This is a genomic window from Saccharothrix xinjiangensis (genome assembly GCF_039527585.1).
Classification (GTDB): Bacteria; Actinomycetota; Actinomycetes; order Mycobacteriales; family Pseudonocardiaceae; genus Actinosynnema; species Actinosynnema xinjiangensis.
Map to the genome: position 1 here is coordinate 143079 of NZ_BAAAKE010000004.1, position 25834 is coordinate 168912.

The window sequence follows — 25834 nt, forward strand, 5'->3', positions numbered from 1 at the left end:
CGTCGACCCGCCAGGCGTAGAGCCGGCAGGCATCGCCCCACCAGGCGTCGAACCGCCAGGCGTTGACCCAGCAGGCGTTGACCCAGCAGGCGTAGAGCCAGCAGGCGTAGAGCCAGCAGGCGTCGAACCGCCAGGCGTCGAACCACCGGCCGTCGACCCGCCAGGAGCGGGCCCACCGAGCGCCGTTCCCCCGGCCGGAGAAGGCCCGCCAAGCGGAACCCCACCAGCCGCAGGCCCACCGATCACCGGCCCACCAGGCCGCGCCCCGGACGCCCCGGGCGTCCCGGCCCCACCCTGACCAGGCGTGAAAGCCGACCCGCCGGGCACCGACCCACCGGCCGGCACCCCACCGGGCGTCCGCCCCGGGGTCCCACCAGGAGCAGGCGCGGCACCACCGGGCACTCCGCCACCGGGCATCCCACCGCCGGGAACCGCACCACCCGCAGGCGCCCCGCCACCGAGCCGACTGCCGATGGAAGAAGGTCCGCTCCCACTGGGCGAGGTCGGCACCGAAGCCCCACCGGGCCGCCCACCGGGAGCCCCGGTGAACGCCGAGGGCGAAGCCGGGGCGCCCCCGCCGGGCGAGGAGTCGCCGATCGAGGGCGGCGCGCCCACCACCGGACCGGGCGCGGGCGGCGCGGCGACCGAGGAGGACGTCGTGGTCCCACCGGGCAACCGGTCCAACCCGTCCCGGCTCACCGAGGGCCCACCGGGCGCCGCGGCGGGCGACCCGGGCGTCGGCCCACCGGCCGCGGGACCGCCCACCGAGGGCGGCGGCGGCACCGGTCCCAGGTTCGGCGGCCCGCCGTCCGGCCCACCCGCGGCCACCCGCGGCGGCTCGACCGACAGCCCGTCCTTGGCCCCGCCGATCCCGCCGGACACGGCTCCGGCGGACGCGCCCATCAGCACGTCCCGCGCCGAGATGTCCTGCCCGAGCACGGCGGCCGTGCCGACCGTGGACACCATGCCCTCGACCGCGCCGCGACCGGCGCCGGCGGCGATCTGCCCGGGCAGCCCGCCACCCTCGAACTTCAGGCCACCGGACACGCCGCCGACCAGGCCGGACACCACGCCGGAGACGGCCGCCTCGGTCGTCTTGCCCCAGTCCCACGACGTCCGGTCGCCGCGCGCCACCTGCACGAGCTGGATCGCCGCGTCGATGCCGACCGAGATCGCGACCTCCCGCAGGATCGCGATGACCAGCTGCCGGAACGTGAACTGCACGATCAGCCGGGTGGCCTGCTGCGCGATGGGGATGCCCGCGGTCGTCGCGCCGAACGTGCCGAACGCCGCGGCGATCAGCGCGGCGATCTCGATCGCCAGCGCGATCAGCGACGCGATGATCGACAGCTTGGTGTACTCCACCTCCAGCGCGGTGTTGTCGCAGCTCTCCGCCAGCTGCTCGCAGATCTTCGCCAGCTTCGGCAGGTAGGAGTCGTCCCCGTCGGAGAACTTCTTCCAGTACTCCTCGAACCGCTGGACCGCCTCGCCGGTCTGGCTGGCGTACACCGTCGACGCGGCGCCGTTGCCCTCGTCGATGACGCCCTTCACGCCCTGCGCGGCGGTTCGGTAGGCATCGGCCATGCGCCTCAGCGCATCCTCGTCGCCCTCCGGCCAGCTCTGCCCGACCACGATCGGGAAGAGCCAGGTGACCTCGCTCGGGATCTCGATGCCCACCCAGTCCCCCTCAGTAGACCCGGGAAATCCCGGTCGCGTTGCCCTGGTCGGAACCCTCGTACGCGTCGGCGGACTGGCCCACGCCCGTGCCGATGTCGCCCAGGGCCTGCGCGAGCGCCCCGAACGCCTCCAGCGTCGCCTGCGAGTTGGGCACGTACTTCTGCGCGAACGCCTGCCCGGACTCGTCACCGCCCCAGCACTGCCCCTCGGCCCGCAGCGCCGAGTCCAGCGCCTGGAGCACGTCGTTCAGCGAATCTCCCGCCCCGCCGAACTGGGCGGCCCCGCGACGCAACCCGGGGACATCGACGTCGTACCCGCTCACCAGCCACTCCTGTCCATGACGCTGTTGCCGTCGTCCTCGTCGGGCGCGGGCGAGGGCCGGCGCTTCGGCTCCTGGCCCCGCGGCACGACGGGCGGCTGGGGGATGAGGTCCGAGAGCGACGGCACGCCGGGCAGCATCTCGGACAGGTCGATGCCGGGGCCCTCCTGCGCGGGGGCCAGCACCTCGTTCAGCTCGGTCCGCGCCTTGGCGACGGCCTGCGTCACGGTTTCGGTGGTGAGCCGGGCCAGCCGGTCCGGGGTGGTGCGGTCGAACGCGTTCGGCGAGAACTCCAGCTTGGTCAGCGCGCCCGCCGAGTCGACCGAGGCGCGCACCGAGCCGTCCGGGGACACCGCGGTCGCCGTGATCGCCATGGCCCGCTCCTGCGTCTCGCGCAGCTCGGAGGTCTTCTTGCGCAACTCGCCCAGGAGGGAGTCCACCTGCTCGCGCATGGCGGCGTTGCGCGCCTCCAGCTCAGCTCGTCGCCCGGTCGGATCGGTCACAGCTGTCCCCTCATGTGCGGCGTGCAGAGGTGCTGACGCTAACGGAGCCCTGCGGGTTCCACGGATATTCCGTCCGTGTTGTCGGAGGGAGGAGGCAGAGTGTGTCACCGTGCTGCGTCCGTACCGAGAACTCGCCGGGATACCGCACCTGCCGTGGCTGCTGGTGTGGTCGCTGGTGGGTCGCCTCCACCTGACGGCAACGCCGCTGGCCGTGTCCTTCCTGATAGCCGGGTGGACCGGGTCGTACGCGCTCGCGGGCGTGGTCGGCGGCGCCATGACGCTCGGCGTCGGGGTCGCCGGGCCGTTGCGCGGACGTGCGGCAGACCGAAGTCCGGCCGGCCGGCTGCTGCTGGTGACCGCCTCCGGTTACGGCGTCGGCACCGCGGCGCTCGGCCTGCTGCCGGGGGTGCTGCCCGGCGCGGCGTGGCCGGTGGCCGCGGCTGTCGCGTTCCTGTCCGGCCTGTTCACCCCGCCGGTGACGGCGATAACCCGGGCGGCCTTCCCGCGCCTGGCCACCGGTGGCGCGCGGCAGGCGGTGTTCACGGTCGAGGCGTCCGCGCAGGAGCTCATGTACATCGTGGGCCCGGCGCTGGCCGCGATCGTGGTGGCGGTGTGGGACCCGCGGGCCGCGCTGTGGCTGTGCGGCGCGCTGGCGGTGCTGGGCGCGCTCGGGTTCGGTGCGGCGGTGCGCCGGGCGGGTCTGGACGAGCCGGTGGCGCGGGAGGCGGGGCACGGCGGCCGGACGCTGCTCGTGAACACCCCGCTGGTGCTGGCGCTGGCGAGTGCGATGTTCCTGGTCGCGTCGATGGTGGCGATCGACTTGGTGATCATCGCCTGGGCCCGTGACCAGGGCTCGCCGGGGCTGGCCGGGGTGCTCGCCGCGGTGTGGGGCGTCGGCTCGGTGGCCGGCGGGCTCATCGCGGGCGGGCTGCGCGGGCAGGTCCGGTACGCGCGGCGGATGCTGCTGCTGGCGCTGGGCGTGGCGCCCCTGGCGCTGGTGCTGCCGCCGGTGCTGGAGCCGTCGTCGCCGTGGTTGATCGGCCTGGTGCTGGGTGTGGGCGGGATGGCGATCGCCCCGGCCATCGCGGCGGGCAACGAGCGGATCAGCGACCTCGCGCCGGACGAGCGCAGGACCGAGGCGTTCGGCTGGATGACCACGTTCACCACGGCCGGCGCGGCGCTGGCGCTGCCGCTGGCGGGGACGCTGCTCGACCACTCCGGACCGGCCGCGGCGGCCGGTGCGAGCACGGTGGCGGCGCTGCTGGGCGCGGCGCTGGCGAGCCGGGTGCGAGAGCGGAGCGCTGTTCCGGTTGGGTGAGCGGGTTCGGCTGGTGGGCGCGCTGGTCTCGTTCGTCGGCGGGGCGTTCCTGGCCGTGCAGGGCCGGTTGAACGGCGAGCTGGGGCACGTGTTCGAGGACGGGTTCCTGGCCGCGCTGGTGTCGTTCGGGGGCGGGCTGGCGCTGTTGCTGCTGTTCGTGCCGACGACGGCCGCCGGGCGGGCCGGGCTGGTCCGGCTGCGGGACGCGCTGCGCGGCGGGCGGATCCGCTGGTGGCAGTGCCTCGGCGGGGCGTGCGGCGCGTTCTTCGTGTCCACGCAAGGGCTGACGGTCGCGGCGCTGGGCGTGGCCGTGTTCACCGTGGCCGCGGTCGCCGCGCAGGCGGTGAGCAGCCTGCTGGTGGACCGGGCCGGGATGGGTCCGGCCGGTCGCGTGCCGCTGACCGGGCCGCGCGTGCTGGGCGCCGCGTTGGCCGTGGTGGCGGTCGGGGTGGCGGTGGCGGACGAGCTCGGCGACCCGGCGGCGCTCTGGCTGGCCCTGCTGCCCGCGGTGGCCGGGATCGGCCTGGGCTGGCAGAGCGCGGTGAACGGGCTGGTCCGCGAGGCGGCGGGCAGCACCCGGGTGACCACGCTGGTCAACTTCGGCACCGGCACGGCGGTGCTGCTGGTGGTGTGCGCGGTGGACGTGGCGGTGCGCGGGCTGCCCGACGCGGCGCCCGCCGGGCCCTGGTTCTACGCGGGCGGCGCGCTGGGCATCTTCACCATCGGCTCGGCCGTGCTCGCGGTGCGGTGGCTGGGCGTGCTGCTGGTCGGGCTGTGCCAGGTGGCGGGCCAGCTCGTCGGCGCGCTCGCGGTCGACCTGATCGCCCCGGCCGCGGGCGAGCGGCTGTCCGCCCTGACCGTGGCCGGCACGGTGTTGACGCTGCTGGCGGTGGTGGTCGCCGCGCTGCCCGGCCGGCGGTGATGAGAGGATGAGGCACGTGACTGCGACGATCCTCAACGGCAGGGCCACCCGGGACGCGATCTTCGAGGACCTGCGCGCGCGGGTCGCCGCGCTGGGCGAGCGCGGTGTCCCGGTCGGGCTGGCCACCGTGCTGGTCGGCGACGACCCGGGCTCGCACTCGTACGTGCGCGGCAAGCACAAGGCGTGCGATCAGGTCGGCATCACCTCGATCCGCCGCGACCTGCCCGCGGACACGACGCAGGAACAGCTCGAACAGGTCATCGACGAGCTCAACGCCGACCCGGCGTGCACCGCGTACATCGTGCAGCTGCCGCTGCCGAAGCACCTGGACGCGAACGCGATCCTGGAGCGCATCGACCCGCGCAAGGACGGCGACGGCCTGCACCCCGTCAACCTGGGCAAGCTCGTGCTCGGCGACGAGGCGCCGCTGCCCGCCACGCCGCGCGGCGTGGTGGAGCTGCTGCGCCGCTACGACGTGCCGCTGGCGGGCGCGAACGTGACCGTGGTCGGTCGCGGCGTGACGGTCGGCCGGCCCATCGGACTGCTGCTGACCCGCCGTTCCGAGAACGCCACGGTGACGCTGTGCCACACCGGCACCAAGGACCTGGCCGCCGAGGTGCGGCGGGCGGACATCGTGGTCGCGGGCGCGGGCAGCCCGGGTCTGATCACGGCGGACATGGTCAAGCCGGGCGCGGCCGTGGTGGACGTCGGCATCACCCGCACGGACGCCGGCCTGGTCGGCGATGTTCACCCGGACGTGGCCGAAGTGGCCGGGTTCCTCGCCCCGATCCCGGGTGGCGCGGGCCCGATGACCATCGCCATGCTGTTGAGCAACACGGTCGAGGCGGCCGAGCGCGACCTCGCGACGGCCTAGGGGCGGAGAAGCGGTGGAGCTGTTGCCGGAGCAGCGCTGGCGGTCGGCGGCGGGCAGGCACCTGCCGTTCGCGCTGGTGCTGGGTGTGGCCGCGTTGGGTTTCCTGCGGATCGTGCAGTACCACTGGCGGCAGGGCGCGGTGCTGATCGGCGTCGCGCTGCTGGTCGCCGCGCTGCTGCGGGTGCTGGTGACCGACGAGCAGGCAGGTCTGATCGCGATCCGGGGGCGCAGCGTGGACGCGCTGCTGTACTCCGGGCTGGGCTTCGCGGTCATCGCGGTGGCGATGACGATCATCGGCGGCCCACTGGACCGCTAGCAGCACCCGCCTACCGACACCTGTTCACCGGCACCCGCCTGCGGGCACCCGCCTAGCGACACCCGCCTGCCAGCATCTGTCTGCCAGCATCTGTCTGCCGGCACCCGTCTACGGGCACCTGTCCGCTGATGCCCGTCCACTGGCGCCCACTGCGCACCGCCCAGCGCTCGCTCCTATCCCCACGCTCGCTCCTGTTCCCAGCATCACGCCGTTCCGGCACACCTCCGTTCCCGCGCCCATTCCCGCGTCTCCCAGCACCCCGCCCACGACGCCGTGCCCTGTCCGCAGCACCGTCACACCCGCCCACAGCGCTGTCGCCCACCCGCAGTGCCGTCACCTGCCGGTGCGCTCGACCAGCGCGGTGATCAGCTCGGTCATCTGCTCCTCCGGGAGCACCTCCGGCAGGGTCAGGTGCTCCACCATCAGGCCGGTCATCGCCAGGTACAGCGACACCACCGTGGTCCGGTCGCCGGGTAGACCCGCGTCCAGGTGGAACTGGACGTCCCGCTCCAGGTTCTCGCTGATCGTCCTGGTCAGCGCGGCTTGCAGCTCCGGGCGCCTGGTCGCCTCCAGCCGCAGCTCCAGCAGCGCGAGGTAACCGGTCCGGTCGGCCTGGAGCCGACCCAGCAACTCCTGGAGCAGGCGGACCACCAGGCTCTTGTCCGGCGGACCCGCCATCGTTTCGGCCAACTTGACCGCGTTCGGGGTCAGCCGAACGTGGATGTGCTCGCCGACCTGCCGCAACAGGTCGTCGCGATTCGCGAAGTAGTTCGAGGCGGTGCCGTTCGGGACGCCCGCCTCGGCATCCACCGCCCGGAACGTCAGCCCCCTCGCCCCTTCGCGCGCCAGCACCTCGATGGCCGCGTTCACCAGCGCTGTTCGCCTGGTCGGGTTACTCGACATCATCCTCCCTTGACAACCACTGCGCCCAGAGTACTACAGTCGGAGCACTACAGCCAGAGTGGTTCGACCACCAATTCACTGGAGAAGCACCATGCGAACCCTGACCTACTTCGTCGCCACCTCCCTCGACGGCTTCATCGCCGACCAGGCCGGGGGCTTCGACGACTTCCTGTTCGAGGGCGACCACATGACCGCGATCTTCGAGGAGCACCCCGACACGCTGCCCATCCAGGCGCGGGAGGCACTGGGCATCGACACGCCGAACAAGACCTTCGACACGGTCTTGATGGGCCGCGCCACCTACCAGGTACCGGGAGGGCTACCGAGCCCGTACCCACACCTGAGGCAATACGTGGCGTCGAGCCGGCTCGTCTCGACCCCACCCGACGTAGAGGTGGTGGCAGACCCCTTGACAACGGTGCGCGACCTGAAGTCGGAGCCAGGCCTGGGCATCTGGCTGTGCGGTGGAGGAAGGCTGGCCGCCACCCTGCTGCCGGAGATCGACGAACTGGTGCTGAAGATCCACCCGATCGTGTTGGGCAAGGGCATCCCGCTCTTCGCCGGCGACTCCCCCACGGCCCGCTTCACCAAGGCGTCGACGAGAACCTTCGACACGGGCGTCGTGTTCACCACGTACACCAGGGAAGAGGCCGTATGAGCCAGGTGATCACACCCGCCTGACCAAAGCCGCACCGCCCGCCATCCACCGCAACCCGGCGTCCACAACCCGGCCGTCGCTCAAGCTGACCAGTTCCAGCCTGACCAGGCGGGCCGGATCAGGCAGCCCCGAGCGATCCGAACTGCCCGGTCAACCTGACCTGGCCCAACCTGACCTGACCCAGCCCAGCCCGGTCTTTCCTGCCCATCCAATCCGACCTGACCGTCCGCCCTGTCACCGCCCACGCCACCACCGACCAGTTACTGGCCACTACCCACCAACCGACAACCACCACCTCCGATCACCAACCACTGACCACCAACCACCAGTCACCGGAAGTCACGAGAGCGGGAGGGGATGCGCAAATCCAGCTGTTGCAAGCGTTCGGCGCGGATGCTGATGACGCCTTCCGCCGACTCCACCACACCCCTGACGAGCAGCGCGGGGCTCATCCGGGCGATGCGGCGGTAGCGGGCCCACAGGCCCGGCGTGCACACGACGTTGACCATGCCGGTCTCGTCCTCGATGTTGAGGAACGTGACGCCGCCCGCGGTGCCTGGACGCTGGCGGTGCGTCACGGCACCGCCGATCAGCACCCTGGTGCCGTTCGGCACCTCGGACAGGGCGGCGGTGGTCAGGGCGCCGAGGCCGGTCAGGCGGTCGCGCACGAACTCGGTCGGGAAGCTGTTCGGGGACAGGCCCGTCGCCCAGACGTCGGCGACGGCCAGTTCCACCTCGTCCATGCCGGGCAGGGGCGGGGCTTCGGTGCCGACCGCGGTGCCGGGCAGTCGGTCGGGGCGGATCTTCGCGACGGCTCCCGCCGCCCACAGGGCCGCTCGCCGGTCCAGGCCGAAGCAGCCGAACGCGCCCGCGGTGGCCAGGGCCTCCACCTGGGCGGTGGTCAGGTGGACGCGGGCGCCGAAGTCCGCCATGTCCTGGAACGGGCCCGCGTCCCGTTCCGCGACAACGGCTTCGGCGACCTCGGGACCGATGGTCCGGATGCCGGCGAGGCCGATGCGCACCGCCTGCTTGCCGTCCACCGGTTCGAGGGTGGCGCGCGCGAGGCTCGCGTTGACGTCCGGGCCGAGCACCCGCACGCCGTGGCGGCGGGCGTCGGCGACCAGTGATTGAGGGGAGTAGAAGCCCATGGGCTGAGCACGCAGCAGGGCCGCGCAGAAGGCGGCCGGGTGGTAGAGCTTGAACCAGGAGCTGACGAACACGAGGTGCGCGAAGCTGAGCGCGTGGCTCTCCGGGAAGCCGAAGTTGGCGAAGGCCAACAGCTTCGCGTAGATCCGTTCAGCCGACTCCGCGCCGACACCGTTGGCCTTGGCGCCCTGGTAGAAGCGCTCGCGGAGGCGTTCCATGCGGTACGTGGAGCGCTTGGCGCCCATGGCGCGCCGCAGTTCGTCGGCCTCGGCGGGGCTGAAGTCGGCCACGTCGACGGCGATCTGCATGAGCTGTTCCTGGAACAGCGGCACGCCGAGGGTCTTCTTGAGCGCCCCTTCCAGCAGCGGGTGGTCGTAGTCCCACTCCTCCTGCCCGTTGCGGCGGCGGATGTAGGGGTGCACCGACCCGCCCTGGATGGGGCCGGGGCGGATCAGGGCGACCTCGACCACCAGGTCGTAGAACTCCCTCGGCTTGAGCCGGGGCAGGGTGGCCATCTGGGCGCGGCTCTCCACCTGGAACACGCCGACGGAGTCGGCGCGCCGCAGCATCTCGTAGACACGTCCGTCCCGCAGGTCGAGGCCGCCGATGTCCACTTCCACGCCCTCGTGCTCGCGCACCAGGTCGATGGCGTGGTGCAGGGCCGACAGCATGCCGAGGCCGAGCAGGTCGAACTTCACCAACCCGATGGAGGCGCAATCGTCCTTGTCCCACTGGAGCACCGTGCGGTCGGCCATCCGGCCCCGCTCGACCGGGCACACCTCGCTGACCGGCCGGTCGCAGATGACCATGCCGCCGGAGTGGATGCCCAGGTGGCGCGGGGATCCCTCCAGCTGCGCGGCCAGCTCCAGCACCGGGCGCGGAATGCCGCCCTCCTCCACCGCGGACCGCAACGGGCCCCAGCGGTCGATCTGCTTGCTCCACGCGTCCTGCTGGCCGGCGGAGTAGCCGAGCGCCCGCGCCACGTCGCGGATCGCCGACCGGGCCCGGTAGGTGATGACGTTCGCGACCTGGGCGGCGTGGCGGCGGCCGTACTTGCGGTAGACGTACTGGATGGCCTCCTCGCGGCGGTCCGACTCGATGTCGAGGTCGATGTCGGGCGGTCCGTCGCGGGCGGGGGCCAGGAAGCGCTCGAAGAGGAGGTCGAAGCGGACGGCGTCGACGTTGGTGATGCCCAGCGCGTAGCAGACGGCGGAGTTGGCGGCCGAGCCCCGGCCCTGGCAGAGGATGCCGTTTCGGCGGCAGAAGTCGACGATGTCGTGCACGACGAGGAAGTAGCCGGGGAAGCCCAGCTCCTCGATGGTCTTCAACTCGTGCTCGATCTGCCGGTACGCCCTGGGGTTCTCGCCGATCGACCGGTAGCGGCGGGCGGCGCCCGCGTAGGTCAGCTCGCGCAGGTGGCTGTTCTCGTCGTGGCCGGCCGGCACGTCGAACGACGGTAGTCGCGGTGCGATGAGCCGCAGGTCGAACTGGCACTGCAAGCCGAGCACGGCCGCGCGGTGCACCGCGCCGGGGAACCGGGCGAACCGGCGGGACATCTCCTGCCCCGACCGCAGGTAGGCGGTGCGGCCGGGTGGCAGCCGGCCGGTCAGCTCGTCCAGGCTGCGCCGTGCCCGCACGGCCGCCGTGGTCGCGGCCAGCCGACCGCGCGCGGGCACGGCGTAGTGGACGGCGTTCGTCGCGATGGTCGGCAGTCCCAGGTCGTGGGCCATCGCCCACAGCAGGTCGTTGCGCGGGCCGTCCTCGGGGTGGCCGTGGTCGGTCAGCTCGACGAACACCCGGTCCGCGCCGTACCGGTCGACCAGGTCGTGCAGCCGCGCGAACGCGGCCTCGGGGCCCTCCCGCGCCAACGCCCGGCGCACCGCGCCCTTGCGGCAGCCGGTGAGCACGACGCAGTTGTCGCGGGTGTCGGCGACGACCTGCTCCGGGTCGTAGACCGGCCGGCCCTTCTCGCCGCCGTCCGCGAGCTGGCCGGTGGTGATCGTGCGGCACAGCGCGTGGTAGCCGTCGCGGTTGGCGGCCAGCAGCAACAGGTGCTCGCCCTCCGGGTCGGGTTGGCCGCTCCGCGGCGCGGACAGCCCGACGCCCAGTTCGGTGCCGAACACCGTGCGCACGCCCAGCTCCTTCGCGGCCTCGGCGAAGCGCACCACGCCGTACACGCCGTCGTGGTCGGTCAGCGCCAGGCCGTCGAGGTCGAGCTGGTGCGCCGTCTCCACCAGCTCCTCCGGGTGGCTCGCGCCGTCGAGGAAGCTGAAGTTGGAGTGGCAGTGCAGCTCGACGTAGGGCACGCGCGAGCGGGTCGCGCCCAGCTCGTCGACCTTGACCGCCAGGTCGGGCGGCGCCTCGTAGCGCTCACGCCGACGCGTCCACGCGGGGCTGTCACCGCCGTCGGGCGGTCGGGGTTCGCCGGACAGCGCGCGTTCCAGCTCCGCCCACCGGACCGGCGGGTTGTTCCACCCCATCAGACGAGGTCGTCCAGCGCCCGCCGGGGCAGGGGCACCAGCGGGAACACCGGTTCGGCCGACGACCTCGCGGACCGGGGCGGGACGTGCGGCGGCGTCCAGCCGAAGTTCGCCGGGTACGCCGGTCCGCCGCGCTGCTCGGGCACGTCGAACCCCGCCAACCAGTCGGCCAGCCCCCGGTCCACCCGACCGTCCGGTTCGGGAGAGTCAGCGCCCATCAGTCGTACACCCCTTCCACCGCCCACTTCCCGCCGGTGCGGATCAGCAGGAACGCCAGCTCTTCACCGTCCGGCGCGGCGCCGAGGACCTGGAGGCGCGCCGCGCGCAGCGCCGTCGCCTCGTCCCACCAGCGCTCGTCGACCGGCCAGGGCCCGGACCACGCCACGACCTGCCGGGCCCGCCCGGCGTGCACGATCCGGTGCGGCTCGACGACCAGCTCGGCATAGCCGGTGACCACGACGTCCGCGCCCGCGGAGTCCAGCAGCGCCACCGGTTCGGGCTCGGTGAACACCGTCGCCGGCGACGGCGCGGGCAGCTGCCCCGGCCACGGCTGGTCCGGGTCGAACGCGGGCGTGCGCTCATCGCCCCAGGGCACCAACCGCACCCGCTCAACCGGTCCGCGCCCACCACCGAGCACCGGCGTGAGCACGGCGCCCGGCCCGAGCAAACCCTGGACGTGCACCATCGCCCGCGCCGCGCGTTCAGCGGCCTCACCCCGGTCCCGACCAGCACCCGGCCACAGCCCGAGCTGGAGGGCTGCGCCGGCGACGACCTCCTCCGGGTCGAGCTGGAGCAGGCGAACACCGGACTCGAACCGGTTGCGCGTGAGCCAGCCGTCGAGCTGCCAGCGGACCCGGTCCGCGATGCCCTGCGGGGTCAGCGGGTCGGCGCAGCGCCACACCCGGCACAGCTCCTCGCCGTCCTCCGTGGTGGCCCGGATGGCAAGGCGCGTGCAGGCCAAACCACGATCCACGAGTCGGGCGTGCATGCTCTCAGCGAGCCCCCTGGCCGCGAACGCCGCCACGTCGACCCGGTCGACAGGCGGGTCGAGCACCCGGGCGACCGCCAACTCGGGCAACGGCCGCCGCCGCGACGGCGGCCGCTCCACCCGCCCCGCGGCCAACCGGTGCGCCAGCACGGCCCGCCGACCGAAGCGGTTGGCCACATCGCGCTCGGGCACGGCGGCGAACGCACCCAACGTGCGCAACCCGAGCCGGCGCAACAGGTCCACCAACTCCGCACGGTCCTCACGGTGCTCGGCAGGCTGGTCGAGCTCGTGGATGCCGAGCGGCGCGAGGAACTCCCGGCTCCCACCGGGCGGGACGATCACGCCGCGGTGCGCCGCGAGGGTGGCCGCGAACAACCCGTCCGCGAACCCGACCTGAGCCTCAACCCCGGCACGCCCGGCAACCTGGTCGACGATCCGCTCAGCAGCCCGTCCCGCGGAACCGCAATGACCAACAGGCCCCCGCGCCGCAACAACGACCAGCCCCGGCCGCACCACCTCGATACCGGGCGCCAACTCCTCCACCGCCTCCGCGACCGGTTCGAAGAGACGGGCATCGCGCGCCTCGTCGTGATCGAAGACGACCAACTCGGGACACCGCCCCTGAGCCGCGCGCATGCGCAACCCCCGGCGCACCCCCTCGGCCCGAGCGACCGCGGAACAGGCGACGACCTCACCCGACCGGACAACAGCGGCGGGCACGTGGGGCAGCAGGTCGGCTTCGGCGGAAGCAGCCACCACCGGCCAATCAGGACACCAGACGGCGAGCGTGTACAGCGGTTCACCCCTGACGGTCGGTTCAAAGGGATGGGGAGGGGGGAGAGAGGGATCGCGCGGGCGGAGGAGGGAGGAACTGGTGGAAGGAGGGAGGAGCCTGTCGGCAGCGTGCGCATCAAGCCCGAGGTTGGGGGCGGTGTTGTAGGTCGAGGTCGCCTCGGGGGTGGGGTTGGTGGCGGGGCTTGGGTGGGGTGTGGTGCCGAGGCCGTGGTGGAGTTGGGCTCGTCGAGGCCGGAAGCGCGGGAGCTGGGAGCGCGGGAGCTGGGAGCGCGGGAGCTGGGAGCGCGGGTACGAGGAGCGCTGAGGCCCGGAGTAGCGGAGCTGGAAATGCCGGAACTGAGAGCGCTGGAGCTGGGGGCGCTGGAGCCGAGACCGCCGGAGTCTGGAGCGCCGGCGCTGGAAGTGCCGGGGCTGGAAGTGCCGGGGCTTGGGAAGCCGGCATTGAAGGTGCCGGGGGTAGGTGTGCCGGAAACAGGTGCGCCGGGGCCGGGTGTGCCGGGGATGGGGGTGCCTGAGAGGAGCAGGCGGGTTTTTCTTGGTTGGGCGGCTGCGCCTCGGCCTTTCGTGCGCACGGTGGCGGTTCGGCTGGTCAGCACGCCGTGGCCTTGTGCCAGACCCTTCCAGCGGTCCGGGGTGGCGCTCAGCTCCACGTCCGCGCCCGGCCACTGGGTGGCGAACGGCAGCAGCACCGCTTTGCGGTTCCTGGCCCTCGCCGAGAGCTTGCGGGCCGTGGCGTCGGTGACCGGGGTGGCCACCGAGACCAGGTCGAAGCCGTCCAGCAGGGCGGCTACGGTCTTCTCGACCTCGCTCCGATCCCTCCCAGGACGAGGGACCAGAGCGAGTCGGTGAACAGCCACCCCCAACTCGGCCGCCGCGAGCACCCCGCATCCCGGCAGGCCGACCACGGCCGCCCAACAACCTTCTGCTGTCGCCTCAGCTACCAGCGTGAGCAGCAACGATGTCGATCCGCTTACCGACACCGTGCTGCCCCGCCGCAGGCCGCCCCACGGGAGGAGCTCTGCCAGTTCCCCGCGAACTGGCAGAGCCTGGACCGATGCCGCGGTCAGCTCGCTCGCCGCACCTACCCCGAGCGCGGACAGCGTCGCCGTTGCCGACCTGGACACCCGCCCCTCCTCCCACTGATCCGCGCGCACCCCTGTGCGCGGATCGCCGTGGGAAGTTCGGCGACCTGTCTGTCGAACATGTGTTCGAACGACGTTGTGATCATATCGCGGGGTGACCAGTCGGTGTCAATGCCCACGATCGAGTGGGGGTGGGAAAAGCGACCAGCCGGCCCTGCCCAGACCCAACACGGCAACTTGAGCCAAGGGCAACTTGACGCAGGACAAGCTTGAGGCGAGGCGAGGCGAGGGCAGGGCAGGGCGAGGCGAGAGCAGGGCGAGGCGAGAGCAGGGGGCAGGGCAAGGGGCAGGAGCTGTCAACTGCGCCCTTGAAGAGCGAGATGGCCTGGGCGACAGGACACTGCCCCTCGTCGAGACGACGTCGCAGCGCCTCCGGTGCGAAACCGCGTGCCCGTAAGGAAAACCCGCCCCGAACATCACACGTTCGGGGCGGGGCAAGGGTTTTCAGCTGTGCAAAAGGCGGTGGGGCTCCCCTGTCCGGGAAGCCCCACCGCAACGATCAGTGCGCGAAGTGCCGCGTACCGGTCAGGTACACCGTCACACCGGCCGCCTCGGCCGCCGCGATGACCTCGGCGTCCCGGACCGAGCCGCCGGGCTGCACGACGGCTCGCACGCCGGCCTCCAGGAGCACCTCCAGGCCGTCCGGGAACGGGAAGAACGCGTCGGACGCGCCCATTGCGCCGCGGACCCGGTCACCCGCGCGGGCGACCGCCAACCGGGCCGCGTCGACGCGGTTGACCTGCCCCATGCCCACGCCGACCGTCGCGCCGCCGGACGCCAGCAGGATCGCGTTGGACTTCACCGCGCGGCACGACCGCCAGGCGAACGCCAGGTCGGCCAGGCCCTGCTCGTCCAGCGGCGCGCCGCACGCCAGCGTCCACTTGGCCGGGTCGTCGCCCTCGGCCTCGATGGTGTCGGAGGTCTGGAGCAGCAGCCCACCGGACACCGCGCGCATCTCCGCGCCGCCGCGCACCGGCTCCGGCGCGACCAGGATGCGGATGTTCTTCTTGCGCGTCAGCACGTCCACCGCGCCGTCGGCGTAGGCCGGGGCGATGATCACCTCGGTGAAGATCTCCGCGACCTGCTCGGCCAGCTCGACGGTGACCTCGCGGTTGGCCGCGATCACGCCGCCGAACGCGCTCACCGGGTCGCACGCGTGGGCCTTGCGGTGCGCTTCGGCGACCGCGCCCGCACCGTCCAGGGCGGACACGGCGATGCCGCACGGGTTGGCGTGCTTGATGATCGCCACGCACGGCAGCTCGTGGTCCCACGCCGCCCGCCACGCGGCGTCCGCGTCGACGAAGTTGTTGTAGGACATCTCCTTGCCGTGCAGCTGCTCGGCGGTGGCCAGGCCGGGGCGGCCGTCGCCACCGGTGTAGAGCGCGGCGCGCTGGTGCGGGTTCTCGCCGTAGCGCAGCACCTGCTTGCGCTGCCACGTCGCGCCGACCCAGCCGGGGAAGCCGGAGCCCTCGTCGTCCGGCGCCACGACGCTGCCCAGGTACGACGCCACGGCCACGTCGTAGGACGCGGTGTGCCGGAACGCGTCCACGGCCAGCCCCTGCCGGTCGGCGAGCGTGAAGCCGCCCGCCCCGACCTGCTCCAGCACCCACTCGTACCGGGTCGGGTCGACCACGACCGCCACGCTCGCGTGGTTCTTCGCCGACGCGCGCACCATGGCGGGCCCGCCGATGTCGATCTGCTCCACGCACTCGTCGGGTGACGCGCCGGAGGCGACGGTCTGCGCGAACGGGTAGAGGTTCACCACCAGCAGGTCAAACGGCGCGATGCCCAGCTCACGCAGGGTTTCCAGGTGCGCCTCGCGCCGGGTGTCGGCGAGCAGACCCGCGTGCACACCGGGGTGCAGCGTCTTGACCCGGCCGTCGAGCACCTCGGGGAACCCGGTCACGCTCTCCACCGGCGTCACCGGGATGCCCGCGTCGGCGAGGGCGCGCGCCGTGCCGCCGGTGGAGACGATCTCGACCCCGGCCGCGTTCAGGCCGGTGGCCAGTTCCAGCAGCCCCGACTTGTCGGACACCCCGATCAGGGCCCGACGAACCGGTCGCCTCTCGGCAGGAGTGGTCACGGGATGCTCACCTTTCGTCCGTCCACGGTGCAGCCCTCGCGGGCCAGGCGGGCGACCACGTCGACGAGCAGCCGCCGCTCCACCACCTTGATGCGCTCGTGCAGGCTTTCGACGTCGTCGTCATCGGTGACGACCACCGCCTCCTGGGCCAGGATCGGCCCGGTGTCCACGCCGCTGTCCACCAGGTGCACGGTCGCGCCGGTCACCTTCACGCCGTAGGCGAGGGCGTCGCGGACGCCGTGCGCGCCGGGGAAGGCCGGCAGCAGCGCGGGGTGCGTGTTGACCATCCGGCCGCCGAAGCGGGCCAGGAAGGCGGGTCCGAGGATCTTCATGAACCCGGCCGACACGACCAGGTCGGGCTCGTGCGCCTCGACGGCGTCGGCCAGCGCGACGTCCCAGGCGGCGCGGTCGACGTGGTCGCGCAGCTTCACCGAGAAGGTCGGGACGCCGGCGCGCTCGGCGCGGTCCAGGCCGGCGATGCCATCGCGGTCCGCGCCGACGGCGACCACCTCGACCGGGTAACCGGGGTCGGCCGCCGCGTCCAGCAACGCCTGCATCAGGGTGCCGGAACCGGAGACGAGGACGACGACCCTGGCGGGGACGGGAAGCCGGAGTGTGGTCGCGGCGCTCAGCGTGCTCTCCTTGCTGGGGACTGTCACAGCAGCTCAAGAGCAGCCTAGGCGGTGCTCACCGGGGCTCGGCGGGCAGGTCCGGGTCGCGGTCGTCCGAGTCGCGGTCGTCCGAGTCGCGGTCGTCCGGGTCACGGCCGTCCGACTCGTCGGAGTCGGCAGCGGAGCCGGGGTCCGGTTCCGGGTCGGCATCGAGGTCGGCATCGAGGTCGGGGTCGGGAACGGGTTCGGCACGATCCTCGTCCTCGTCGGCAGGGACCTCGTCTTCAGTCTCGTCGTCGGCCTCTTCTTCGGCTTCTTCTCCGGCCTCGTCGTCGAAGTCGTCCTCGTCGACGTACTCAAGGTCCTCGTCGGCGTACTCGTCTTCATACTCGTCGTCGTCGTATTCGTCGTCGACGTAGTCCTCGTCGTCAGCGACATCCTCAGCGGCGTCTTCGGCGGCGTCTTCAGCAGCGTCCTCGACGTCCTCGACCGCGGGCTCCAGCACCGGCGCCGGCTCCACCACGCGCGGCGGGCGTGGCCCGGCGAACCAGGCGACGACCCCGCCCGGCACCGCGACCCACGCCACCGTCAGCACGGCCAGCAACCCGGCCGGCACGGTCACCGGGTCGAACGCACCACCACCCAGCGGACCGCCCGCGACCGCGGCCAGCACCAGCGCGCCCACGCCCGCCGTGATCGCCGCGACCAGCACCGCGCGCACCCGCGACCGGGGCGTCGGTGCGGCGTCGCGCAGGGTGAACCCGGCCAGCACGCCGACCGCGCCGGGCAGCACGAGCACCAGCGGCAGCCAGGCCACCTGCTGCTCGGGCAGCGCGGCCAGCAGCGGCACGGCGGGCACCGCGCCGCCGGTGAACTCCAGCGGCGTCACCACGACCGGGCCGAGGGAGAACCCGGCGCCCACGACGTACGACAGGGCGCCCACCACGGCGTTCGGCAGGTAGGCCAGGCACAGCAGCCAGATCCCCAGGCCCGTGCCGATGGTGCCGCCGCTCTGGTCGAACAGCGACGCGGTGGTCGACCAGGACAGCGCCAGGCCGAGCGCCAGCACCAGGGCACCCGCCGCGGCCAGCGCGAACAGCACCACCGCGCCCGTGCGCAATCCGCGCCGGGCCACCGGGTCGACGCGCTCGAACACGACCTCCACCAGGCCGCAGCGCTGCGCCACGCCCGCCACCGCCGCCAGCCCGGACACCGCCGCGCAGCCGAAGAACGCCACCGCGGGCGTGGCGCGCACCGGGCCCTCGTCGCCCATCAGGAACGAGATCACCCCGCCGACCGCGGCGTGCGCGCCGGCGATGCTGAACACCACCGACCGCGCCTGGAGCGGCTCGAACAGGCCCAACCGGTCGGCCGTGCCCGCCGCCGCCCGGTACACGAGCAGCATCACCAGCGCGGTCGGCAGCAGCGGCAGCAGGCCGAGCTGGCCGCCGTCGAACCGGAGCGGCACGTGGTGCGCGGCCAGCCAGCCCGGCGCGGCGGCGGTCAGCACACCGGTGGTGGAGAACGACGCGTGCGCGGCCGTGGAGGAGATCAGCGCGAGCAGCGCCGCCACCGCGGCGTAGCCGACGACCACGGAGCCCGCGGCGGTCGTGGCGAGCACCCGCACCCGTTCCGCGCGGGAGAACTCGGGCGGGCGCACGGAGTCGGTCACCGCGCCGTGAGAAGTCGTCTGGAGCACCGGCACCTGTCCACTGTCTCAGTCGCGATGAGCCGTTCGGGTGAGGCACGCCGGACATGCGAAGAGGGGCGGCCCCGGTGTCCCGGTGCCACCCCTCCCACGCCTGCTCAGCCCTGCTGCTGGGGACCGCCGAACCCGCTGGGCGGGGTGCCCTGGCCGCTGCCGGGCTGCGGCTGGTTGAACTGGCCGGGCTGCGGCATGTACGAGGTCGGCTGCGGCTGGTTGGGCTGCTGGCCCTGCTGCTGCTGCGGGGGCCCCTGCTGGCCGAACTGGCCGGACGGCGGGCCGTACTGCTGCGGGTGCTGGCCCTGCTGCGGGAACGCGCCGGACTGCGGGTTCCAGCCGCCCTGCTGGCCGTACGGGTTCGCGGGCTTGGGCTGGAGCTTCACCACACCCGCGTCCAGCAGGACCGCGACGACGAGGGCGGCGGTCTGGAGCAGCGCCACGATCAGCAGCACGATCTGCATGCCCTCGACGTCGGCCTCGGTCTTCACGATGTCCTGGAGCAGGAGCAGCGTGGTGACCGCGGCGAGCACGGCGGCCGCGGGCAGCAGCCTCGGCGCCTTCGGCAGCACGGACAGGCCCGCCAGCACCGCGGCGGCCAGCAGGAACTGGATCTGCACCGACGCGACGTCGTCCGCGAACGCCAGCAGGTAGGCGATCAGGCCCAGACCCGCGGCGACCAGCGGGAGGATGAGGTTCAGGTTGACGCCCACCGCCGGCTGCGCCGGTCCCGGCTGCTGCTGAGGGGCGCCGTACGGCTGGGACATGGTGGTGTCTCCTCCAACTGCTGGACTGATCAGGTCGTCGACAGAACGCTAGCCGATGCGCACTCTCCGACGACGACCGGAGTCCTGTGGTTCCCCCCGAACGCGCCCTGTGAACGTGCCGGAGGCCACCTCCCCGCGGGAGGTGGCCTCCAGTGTCTGCCACGGACGAGCGAATGTCAGCCGATCGACTGCATGATCTCGCGCATCAGGGCGGCGGTCTCGGACGGCGTCTTGCCGACCTTCACGCCGGCGGCCTCCAGGGCCTCCTTCTTCGCCTGCGCGGTGCCGGCCGAACCGGACACGATCGCGCCCGCGTGGCCCATGGTCTTGCCCTCGGGGGCGGTGAAGCCCGCCACGTAGCCGACGACCGGCTTGGTGACGTTCTCCTTGACGTAGGCCGCGGCCCGCTCCTCGGCGTCGCCGCCGATCTCGCCGATCATCACGATCGCCGCGGTGTCCGGGTCGGCCTCGAAGGCCGCCAGCGCGTCGATGTGGGTGGTGCCGATGATCGGGTCGCCGCCGATGCCGATGGCGGTGGAGAAGCCGAAGTCCCGCAGCTCGTACATCATCTGGTAGGTCAGCGTGCCGGACTTCGACACCAGGCCGATCTTGCCGGCGCCCGAGATGTTGGCCGGGATGATGCCCGCGTTGGACTGGCCGGGGCTGATCAGACCCGGGCAGTTCGGGCCGATGATCCGGGTCTTGTTGCCGGTGGCCACGGCGTGGGCCCAGAACGCGGCGGTGTCGTGCACCGGGATGCCCTCGGTGATCACGACGGCCAGGCCGATGCCGGCGTCGATCGCCTCGATCGCGGCGGCCTTGGCGAACGCCGGCGGCACGAAGATCACGGTCACGTCGGCGCCGGTGGCCTCCATGGCCTCGGACACGGTGCCGAACACCGGCAGCACGTGGCCGTCGAAGTCGACCTTCTGGCCCGCCTTGCGCGGGTTGACGCCGCCGACGATGTTCGTGCCGGAGGCCAGCATGCGCTTGGTGTGCTTGGTGCCCTCGGCGCCGGTCATGCCCTGGACGATGACCTTGCTGTCCTTGTTGATGAAGATAGCCATCGTCAGACCCCCGCAGCCGCGAGCTCGGCGGCCTTGTCGGCCGCGTTGTCCATAGTGTCCACCACGGTCACCAGCGGGTGGTTGGCCTCGGCCAGGATCCGGCGACCCTCCTCCACGTTGTTGCCGTCGAGGCGGACGACCAGCGGCTTGGTGGCCTCGTCGCCCAGGATCTCCAGGGCCTTGACGATGCCGTTGGCGACCGCGTCGCAGGCGGTGATGCCGCCGAAGACGTTCACGAACACGGACCGGACGTCCGGGTCGTTCAGGATGATCTCCAGGCCGTTGGCCATGACCTCGGCGGACGCGCCGCCACCGATGTCGAGGAAGTTCGCGGGCTTGACCCCGCTGTGCTTCTCGCCCGCGTAGGCGACCACGTCGAGGGTGGACATCACGAGGCCGGCGCCGTTGCCGATGATGCCGACCTGGCCGTCCAGCTTGACGTAGTTGAGGCCCTTGGCCTTGGCCTTGGCCTCCAGCGGGTCCTCGGCCTGCTTGTCGACCAGCGCCTCGTGCTCCGGGTGGCGGAAGCCGGCGTTCTCGTCGAGCGTGACCTTGCCGTCGAGCGCGACGACCTTGCCCTCGGGGTCGCGGACCAGCGGGTTGACCTCGACCAGCGTGGCGTCCTCGGACACGAAGGTGTCCCACAGCTTGACGATCACGTCGGCGACCTGGTCGGCCACCTCGGCGGGGAACTTCGCCGCCGCCACGATCTCGTCGGCCTTGGCGCGGTCCACGCCCTTGATCGCGTCGACGGGCACCTTGGCCAGGGCCTCGGGCTTGGTCGCCGCGACCTCTTCGATGTCCATGCCGCCCTCGACGGAGGCCATCGCGAGGAACGTCCGGTTCGCCCGGTCCAACAGGAAGGAGAAGTAGTACTCCTCCGCGATGTCGGAGGCGGGGGTCACGAGCACGCGGTGCACCACGTGACCCTTGATGTCCAGACCGAGGATCGCCTCGGCCTTGGTCGCGGTCTCGTCGGGGTTCTCAGCGAGCTTGACGCCACCCGCCTTGCCCCGACCACCCGTCTTGACCTGGGCCTTGACCACGACGGTCTGGCCGAAGCGCTCGGCGATCGCCTTCGCTTCGGCGGGGGTGCTGGCCACGTCGCCCGGCAGTACCGGGACATCGTGGGCGGCGAAGAGGTCCTTCGCCTGGTACTCGTACAGGTCCACTCGGGTCTCCTGCGACGTCGGTGTCGGACACCGCGTCCTCGCTGGTGCGGTCCTCGAAGGTCCGGCGCTCCAGGCTGGTGCCTGGTGCACCACGTACCAGGCATCACCTGGAACGCCGGCATAGCCGTGGAGGACCGGCTCGACGCGGCTGCGCAGAACACTATCGACCTGCCAGGACTACTCCGCACCCCACGCCCGTGAAGTCGGTCATAGAGGTGGTGAGGTCGATCACCACACCGATTCAGCAGCAACGCGCGCAGCGCGAACCCCGAGCAGAGCTCGTGTCCTCCCCGGAGGCCTGCCCAGCGGCGAGCGACCGCTTTTGCCTTTCCGCCCGTGAACCAAGAACGCCCGTGAACCACTACTGCTCAAAGGTTCACCGAGCGGTGCGAAGCGCAGCCGACACCAGGAACGCCGCCGCACCCGCAGCGGCCAACCAGAGCCCGGGCCCAGGCGCGGCCTCGACGGCCCGCCCCGCCGTCAGCGGGTACTCCAGCGCCCGCACGGCCATGACCGAAGACGCGCCCAGCAACAGCCCGGCGCCCTGGTCGTGCCGGGCCTTCAAGGCGATCCCGGCCGCGACCACCACCCACACCAGCGCGAGCAGCAACCCCCAGGAGCCGGACTGGAAGCCGAACGCCCCGGTCGGCACGTAATCAGGGGCCCTCAGCACCGGCAGGCCGAACGCGCCCAGCGCCAGCAGGACGGCGATCAGCGTCCCGGCGATCAGCGGCAACGGCGGTTCGCCCACGGCCACCCCCGCCTCGTCCCGCTCGACCGAACCCGCCAAGGCGGCCGTGAGGCCCGCGGCCCCGGCCGCGACCACCGCGAGGACCGTGAACCACACCCCCGGCCCCGGCTCGACGGTCTCGACCTGCGTGGCGGCGAAAACCGCGTCGAGCGCGCTCGCGGCCGCCAACGGGACGGTGACCAGCGCGACGGCGAGCGTCGGCCGGACCGGGGCCCTGCCCAGCAGGGCCACCGCCAGGCCACCGGTGACGACCGCGGCCGGCCAGAGGAGACGGGTGGCGTAGTCCGTCGGCGCCGTCAGGCCCTCGGGCAGCACGAGCTGGTCGGTCATGACGCCCGCGAGGGCCGCGACCGCGGCGACCAGGGCCAGGCAGCCGGTGATGACGTGCAGGCGACGCGGACCGGGCAGCTCGGGCTCGTGGGGGCCCTCCGTCCCCTCCTCCGCCTTGGCGGACTGCGGCCAGGCCAGCGCCACGGCGGCGGCCAGCACCAGGAACGGGCCGGGCGCGAACCCCACCTGCTCCACGGCGAAGCCCGTGACCACGGGCGGGAGCGCCACCGCGACCAGGACCGCGGCGAGGCCGAGCAAGCCGCCCCGGCGGACCTCCTGCGTCGTGGCGCTCGCCGCCAGGACCGCCAGGACGGGCGCCGCGACCGTGAGCAGGAGGCCCCCGACCATCGGCAGGGCCGCCGACTCGAACGGGCCGCGCGCCGGGATGAAGGCGTCGGTGGAGGTGAACGGAGCCGTGAACAGCCCGACCGCCGCGACCAGACCCGCCGTGGCGGGCAGGACGAACCCCGCGCGCTCGCTGCGCACGTCCGGTTCGACCAGGGTGGTCGCGGCCACCGCGCCGCCCGCGACCACCAGCACGTGGCCGGCGACGAGGAGCCACGCACCGACCGCCGGGGTCAACGGCCCGAGGTCGGTCGGGAGGAACAGCTCGGGGCGCGAGGTGTCGACGGCGTCGACCACGACCTGGAGGTCGTTGAGCAGGCGACCGACCGCGAACGCGGCGGGCGCGACGAGCACCGCCGCCGAGGTCGCCTCCTGGCCGCGCGCCAGCAGGGCGGCGGACAGGCCGACGGGCAGCAGGGCGAGGAGCGCCAGCAGCGGCCAGGCGGTGAACGCGGGCGGCGCGGAGTCCTCGACCACCCCCACGACCGGGGCCACCGCCGCGAGCACCGAGCCCAGCGCGGCGAGCCCGACCGCCGCCCGCAGCCTCGTGAGCGTCGGCGTGACCGGTTCAGCGGTTCCGGTTCGGATCACCGGTCGGACGCTAGCAAAGGCCGGACGGGACCGTCGCGCGCCTTCCAGCGGGCCCCTCCCGTCGCGCGGGACCGGCTCCACCGGGGCGCGGCCCGGTCACAGCTCCTCCGGCGCCCCGCCCGGCGCGCCACGGGGGAATAGACCTCATACCCGCGGCAGTTGGACCGGCTGCCACCTCATTCACCCGTACGGGTGGATCCGGCTCAGCGACTGGTTGGGGCAGGAGCGGGCCGGGTGGCGGCGCTCGGGGGAGCGCTCGACGACACGGGGGGGGTGTTGGCTCGGACCGCCGTTCCGCCTGGTGAAGCGCAAGGCGCCGCCTCGGGACCACCCGCTCGACAGCGCACGCCCACCGGCTGTTGTTGATCAGCAATTGCAGGTCAGGGGGCATCCGGACGCCCGCCGACCCCGCGCCTCGGCGGCGCCCGCCCGTTTCGGCCGTGAACCGGTGGGCACCCCAACTGTGCCGGGGCGAGGCATTCGGGGACAGCGCATCCGCCTTCGCAGTGCCGTCGGGAGTGCTGCGGAGGCGGGACATCGGGGAAAGACGCCTCCAGGCGCCACAGGGGCCCGCACGCCTCCAGGCGCCGCACACCACGGGGCTCACGTGCCTCAGGCATCACGTGCCTCAGGAATCACGCGCCTAGGCATCACGCGCCTCAGGACACCGCCCACCACAAGGCGTCGCACGTCCCTTTCACGGAACGTACGCAGCGCGACACCCGGTTGGAGCACCCGGCGTTGGTCGCCACGGAGCACCGGATACGTGATTCAGGTCACCTTTACCTCACGATCCGAGCACGCCCACTCACCAGAATGTGATCGCCGTCACGCATTCGTGTGACAAGCAGGATCACCCCATCGTGCCTGGACCCTCGGGGTTTCCGTAGCGCTGCTGTGACCGAACGTCACCCTCTGTATGTCGAGTAGTCCACCTGACCGCTAATAGGCAGACATCGAGACCAGGGATTGCCCTTAAGGGCTCCGCGCCGTTACTGTCCCCGGGTCCGTTGTCACGGTCTGGTCACAACCAGGACAACGAGTCGGTACCCCGACCGGCTCAACCGGGATCCCCCGCCCGGTGTCCGACCGGACTCCCCGAAGACGGAAGGTCAGGTTTTGTCTCGACACCGCTCCCCCGGCGGCCATACGAGCTCGACCGCGCTCGAAGAGGCAGTGGAACACGCCTCGACGCGTGCGGTGGCCACGCACCGGCTCCCCCCGCCGCCTTCTGCGCTGCGCGGACGGATCATGGTCGCCGCGGTCGCCGTCGGCGCTTTCGCAGCCGCAGGCGCCGGACAGACGCTCCACGCGCTGGGTTCCGACTCGCCGAGCAGCTCGGACGAGGTGACACCCCTCGCGAACGCCGCCGAGGGCGCCGCCGCGTTCGGCGTCGGCGGCACAGGTCCCGCCGCTCCTCAGGTCCTCCCCGTCGCCAAGACGGTCGACGCGGCCGCCGAGGCGCAGAAGCTCGTCAAGAGCCAGCAGATCACCCAGGACCGCGAGGCCGCCGCCGCCGAGGCCGCGCGCCCCAAGTTCTCCCGCCCCGCCAACGGCCAGTTCAGCTCCAGCTTCGGCGGTCGCTGGGGCACGATGCACTACGGCATCGACATCGCGGGTCCCATCGGCACGCCGATCCTCGCCGCTGCGGATGGTGTCGTGATCGAGGCCGGTCAGGCAAGCGGTTTTGGCCTCTGGGTCAGGGTCGAGCACGCCGACGGCACGGTCACCGTCTACGGGCACGTGGACACCTACTCGGTCCAGGAGGGCCAGCGGGTCCGGGCGGGCGAGCAGATCGCCCGGATGGGCAACCGCGGCTTCTCCACCGGCCCGCACCTCCACTTCGAGGTCTGGGACGCGGACAGCCGCAAGATCAACCCGTTGCAGTGGCTGAACTCCAAGGGCATCAGCGTCTGACCTCGCGGTCGGGCGCTCGGGCACCGCGGTCGACATCGTGGTCGACGCGGTCGGGCGCTCCGACCCCGCGGTCGAACGGGAGCCGGTGCACGAAGTAGGCACAGGCCACCCGCCACACCGCGCACATGCGCCCGCGCTCAGCGCACCGCCGGCACCGTCCGGCGGGCGTGCGCCGGTGCACGCGCAACAGCGCCCGCCACGCCGCGGCCAACCGCCGGGCTTCCACGCCCAGCGCACCACCGCGCGCACCCAGCCGGTCAACCGCGTCCAGGTAGCCCTCCACGCGCTCGTCCAAGAGCCGGGCCAGGATTTCGTCCACACCGCGCACCCTCCGTGTCGTCCGCTCCGGTGTGGATCAAACACCCGGGCACCGACAATTCCCGGCCACCACCGGGCGGAGCTGCGAGAACAGGGGCCCGAGGGGCCGCCCCAACGCCGGACAGCCGGGCCACGAGAA

General features: G+C 72.8%; 20 protein-coding genes and 1 pseudogene. 6 read left to right on the forward strand and 15 right to left on the reverse strand.

The features are described from left to right. Nucleotides 1-1287 precede the first annotated feature (1287 nt). From ABD223_RS43840 to ABD223_RS11265, 3 genes and pseudogenes are all read right to left on the reverse strand, one after another. Nucleotides 1288-1677: pseudogene (locus ABD223_RS43840) on the reverse strand (WXG100 family type VII secretion target); the annotation flags it as partial. A gap of 10 nt (nt 1678-1687) precedes the next feature. Beyond that, the gene (locus ABD223_RS11260) at nt 1688-1999 is read right to left on the reverse strand and encodes a WXG100 family type VII secretion target (RefSeq protein ID WP_344036019.1); all 312 of its coding nucleotides are present in this window, start codon (nt 1997-1999) and stop codon (nt 1688-1690) included. Then, nucleotides 1996-2499 carry a YbaB/EbfC family nucleoid-associated protein gene (locus tag ABD223_RS11265; RefSeq protein ID WP_344036020.1) on the reverse strand — a complete coding sequence of 168 codons (504 nt, stop codon included), beginning with the start codon at nt 2497-2499 and terminating at the stop codon, nt 1996-1998. Before ABD223_RS11265 ends, ABD223_RS11260 begins: the two co-directional genes overlap by 4 nt. 109 nt (nt 2500-2608) lie before the next feature. Between ABD223_RS11265 and ABD223_RS11270 the strand changes: the two genes are divergently transcribed. From ABD223_RS11270 to ABD223_RS11285, 4 genes are read left to right on the forward strand one after another with little or no spacing between them, the layout of a single operon-like run. Further along, nucleotides 2609-3817 (forward strand): MFS transporter, encoded by a 1209-nt coding sequence (locus tag ABD223_RS11270; protein WP_344036021.1) that lies wholly within the window; start codon nt 2609-2611, stop codon nt 3815-3817. After that, nucleotides 3810-4739 (forward strand): DMT family transporter, encoded by a 930-nt coding sequence (locus ABD223_RS11275; RefSeq protein WP_344036022.1) that lies wholly within the window; start codon nt 3810-3812, stop codon nt 4737-4739. The genes ABD223_RS11270 and ABD223_RS11275 overlap by 8 nt, the downstream gene beginning before the upstream one ends. 16 nt (nt 4740-4755) lie before the next feature. Beyond that, the gene (locus tag ABD223_RS11280; RefSeq protein ID WP_344036023.1) at nt 4756-5613 is read left to right on the forward strand and encodes a bifunctional methylenetetrahydrofolate dehydrogenase/methenyltetrahydrofolate cyclohydrolase; all 858 of its coding nucleotides are present in this window, start codon (nt 4756-4758) and stop codon (nt 5611-5613) included. Nucleotides 5614-5635: 22 nt separating this feature from the next. Then, nucleotides 5636-5929 (forward strand): DUF3017 domain-containing protein, encoded by a 294-nt coding sequence (locus tag ABD223_RS11285; protein ID WP_344036385.1) that lies wholly within the window; start codon nt 5636-5638, stop codon nt 5927-5929. A 333-nt stretch (nt 5930-6262) separates the two neighbouring features. Here the strand turns inward: ABD223_RS11285 and ABD223_RS11290 are convergent, their stop codons facing one another. Then, nucleotides 6263-6832, reverse strand: a complete 570-nt coding sequence (locus ABD223_RS11290) for a TetR/AcrR family transcriptional regulator (protein WP_344036024.1) — start codon at nt 6830-6832, stop codon at nt 6263-6265. A 91-nt stretch (nt 6833-6923) separates the two neighbouring features. Here ABD223_RS11290 and ABD223_RS11295 point away from each other — a divergent pair, with 91 nt between their 5' ends. Next, a complete protein-coding gene (locus ABD223_RS11295; protein ID WP_344036025.1) occupies nt 6924-7490 on the forward strand; it encodes a dihydrofolate reductase family protein in 567 nt (188 codons plus the stop codon). 329 nt (nt 7491-7819) lie between these two features. Here the strand turns inward: ABD223_RS11295 and ABD223_RS11300 are convergent, their stop codons facing one another. The 10 genes from ABD223_RS11300 to ABD223_RS11345 all read right to left on the reverse strand — a co-directional run bounded on the left by ABD223_RS11300 (nt 7820) and on the right by ABD223_RS11345 (nt 23460). Continuing rightward, entirely contained in the window at nt 7820-11116 is a 3297-nt protein-coding gene (locus ABD223_RS11300; RefSeq protein ID WP_344036026.1) for an error-prone DNA polymerase, read from the reverse strand. Beyond that, nucleotides 11116-11334, reverse strand: a complete 219-nt coding sequence (locus tag ABD223_RS11305) for a hypothetical protein (protein ID WP_344036027.1) — start codon at nt 11332-11334, stop codon at nt 11116-11118. The genes ABD223_RS11300 and ABD223_RS11305 overlap by 1 nt, the downstream gene beginning before the upstream one ends. After that, complete coding sequence (locus ABD223_RS11310) at nt 11334-12899, reverse strand: DNA polymerase Y family protein (RefSeq protein WP_344036386.1); 1566 nt, start codon at nt 12897-12899, stop codon at nt 11334-11336. The genes ABD223_RS11305 and ABD223_RS11310 overlap by 1 nt, the downstream gene beginning before the upstream one ends. Nucleotides 12900-14540: 1641 nt before the next feature. Continuing rightward, on the reverse strand, nt 14541-16124 hold the full coding sequence (purH, locus tag ABD223_RS11315) for a bifunctional phosphoribosylaminoimidazolecarboxamide formyltransferase/IMP cyclohydrolase (RefSeq protein ID WP_344036028.1): 1584 nt from the start codon (nt 16122-16124) through the stop codon (nt 14541-14543). Next, entirely contained in the window at nt 16121-16756 is a 636-nt protein-coding gene (purN, locus tag ABD223_RS11320) for a phosphoribosylglycinamide formyltransferase (protein ID WP_380647924.1), read from the reverse strand. Before purN ends, purH begins: the two co-directional genes overlap by 4 nt. Before the next feature lie 55 nt (nt 16757-16811). Next, nucleotides 16812-18440, reverse strand: a complete 1629-nt coding sequence (locus tag ABD223_RS11325; RefSeq protein WP_344036031.1) for a cell division protein PerM — start codon at nt 18438-18440, stop codon at nt 16812-16814. Nucleotides 18441-18541: 101 nt separating this feature from the next. Further along, the gene (locus tag ABD223_RS11330) at nt 18542-19204 is read right to left on the reverse strand and encodes a DUF5336 domain-containing protein (RefSeq protein ID WP_344036032.1); all 663 of its coding nucleotides are present in this window, start codon (nt 19202-19204) and stop codon (nt 18542-18544) included. A 176-nt stretch (nt 19205-19380) separates the two neighbouring features. After that, nucleotides 19381-20271 (reverse strand): succinate--CoA ligase subunit alpha, encoded by an 891-nt coding sequence (gene sucD / locus ABD223_RS11335; protein ID WP_344036033.1) that lies wholly within the window; start codon nt 20269-20271, stop codon nt 19381-19383. Between the two features lie 2 nt (nt 20272-20273). Beyond that, nucleotides 20274-21443, reverse strand: a complete 1170-nt coding sequence (gene sucC, locus ABD223_RS11340; protein ID WP_344036034.1) for an ADP-forming succinate--CoA ligase subunit beta — start codon at nt 21441-21443, stop codon at nt 20274-20276. 376 nt (nt 21444-21819) lie between these two features. Next, a complete protein-coding gene (locus ABD223_RS11345; protein WP_344036035.1) occupies nt 21820-23460 on the reverse strand; it encodes a hypothetical protein in 1641 nt (546 codons plus the stop codon). A gap of 1347 nt (nt 23461-24807) precedes the next feature. Between ABD223_RS11345 and ABD223_RS11350 the strand changes: the two genes are divergently transcribed. Then, the gene (locus ABD223_RS11350) at nt 24808-25377 is read left to right on the forward strand and encodes a M23 family metallopeptidase (protein ID WP_344036037.1); all 570 of its coding nucleotides are present in this window, start codon (nt 24808-24810) and stop codon (nt 25375-25377) included. Here the strand turns inward: ABD223_RS11350 and ABD223_RS11355 are convergent. Next, the gene (locus tag ABD223_RS11355; RefSeq protein WP_344036039.1) at nt 25367-25696 is read right to left on the reverse strand and encodes a hypothetical protein; all 330 of its coding nucleotides are present in this window, start codon (nt 25694-25696) and stop codon (nt 25367-25369) included. The genes ABD223_RS11350 and ABD223_RS11355 overlap by 11 nt on opposite strands. Between the last annotated feature and the right edge of the window lie 138 nt (nt 25697-25834).

Coding starts and splice junctions, on each gene's coding strand:
- ABD223_RS11290 (WP_344036024.1), bottom strand. CDS start 6,832: ATGTCGAGTAACCCGACCAGGCGAACAGCGCTGGTGAACGCGGCCATC.
- ABD223_RS11295 (WP_344036025.1), top strand. CDS start 6,924: ATGCGAACCCTGACCTACTTCGTCGCCACCTCCCTCGACGGCTTCATC.
- ABD223_RS11300 (WP_344036026.1), bottom strand. CDS start 11,116: ATGGGGTGGAACAACCCGCCGGTCCGGTGGGCGGAGCTGGAACGCGCG.
- ABD223_RS11305 (WP_344036027.1), bottom strand. CDS start 11,334: ATGGGCGCTGACTCTCCCGAACCGGACGGTCGGGTGGACCGGGGGCTG.
- ABD223_RS11330 (WP_344036032.1), bottom strand. CDS start 19,204: ATGTCCCAGCCGTACGGCGCCCCTCAGCAGCAGCCGGGACCGGCGCAG.
- sucD (WP_344036033.1), bottom strand. CDS start 20,271: ATGGCTATCTTCATCAACAAGGACAGCAAGGTCATCGTCCAGGGCATG.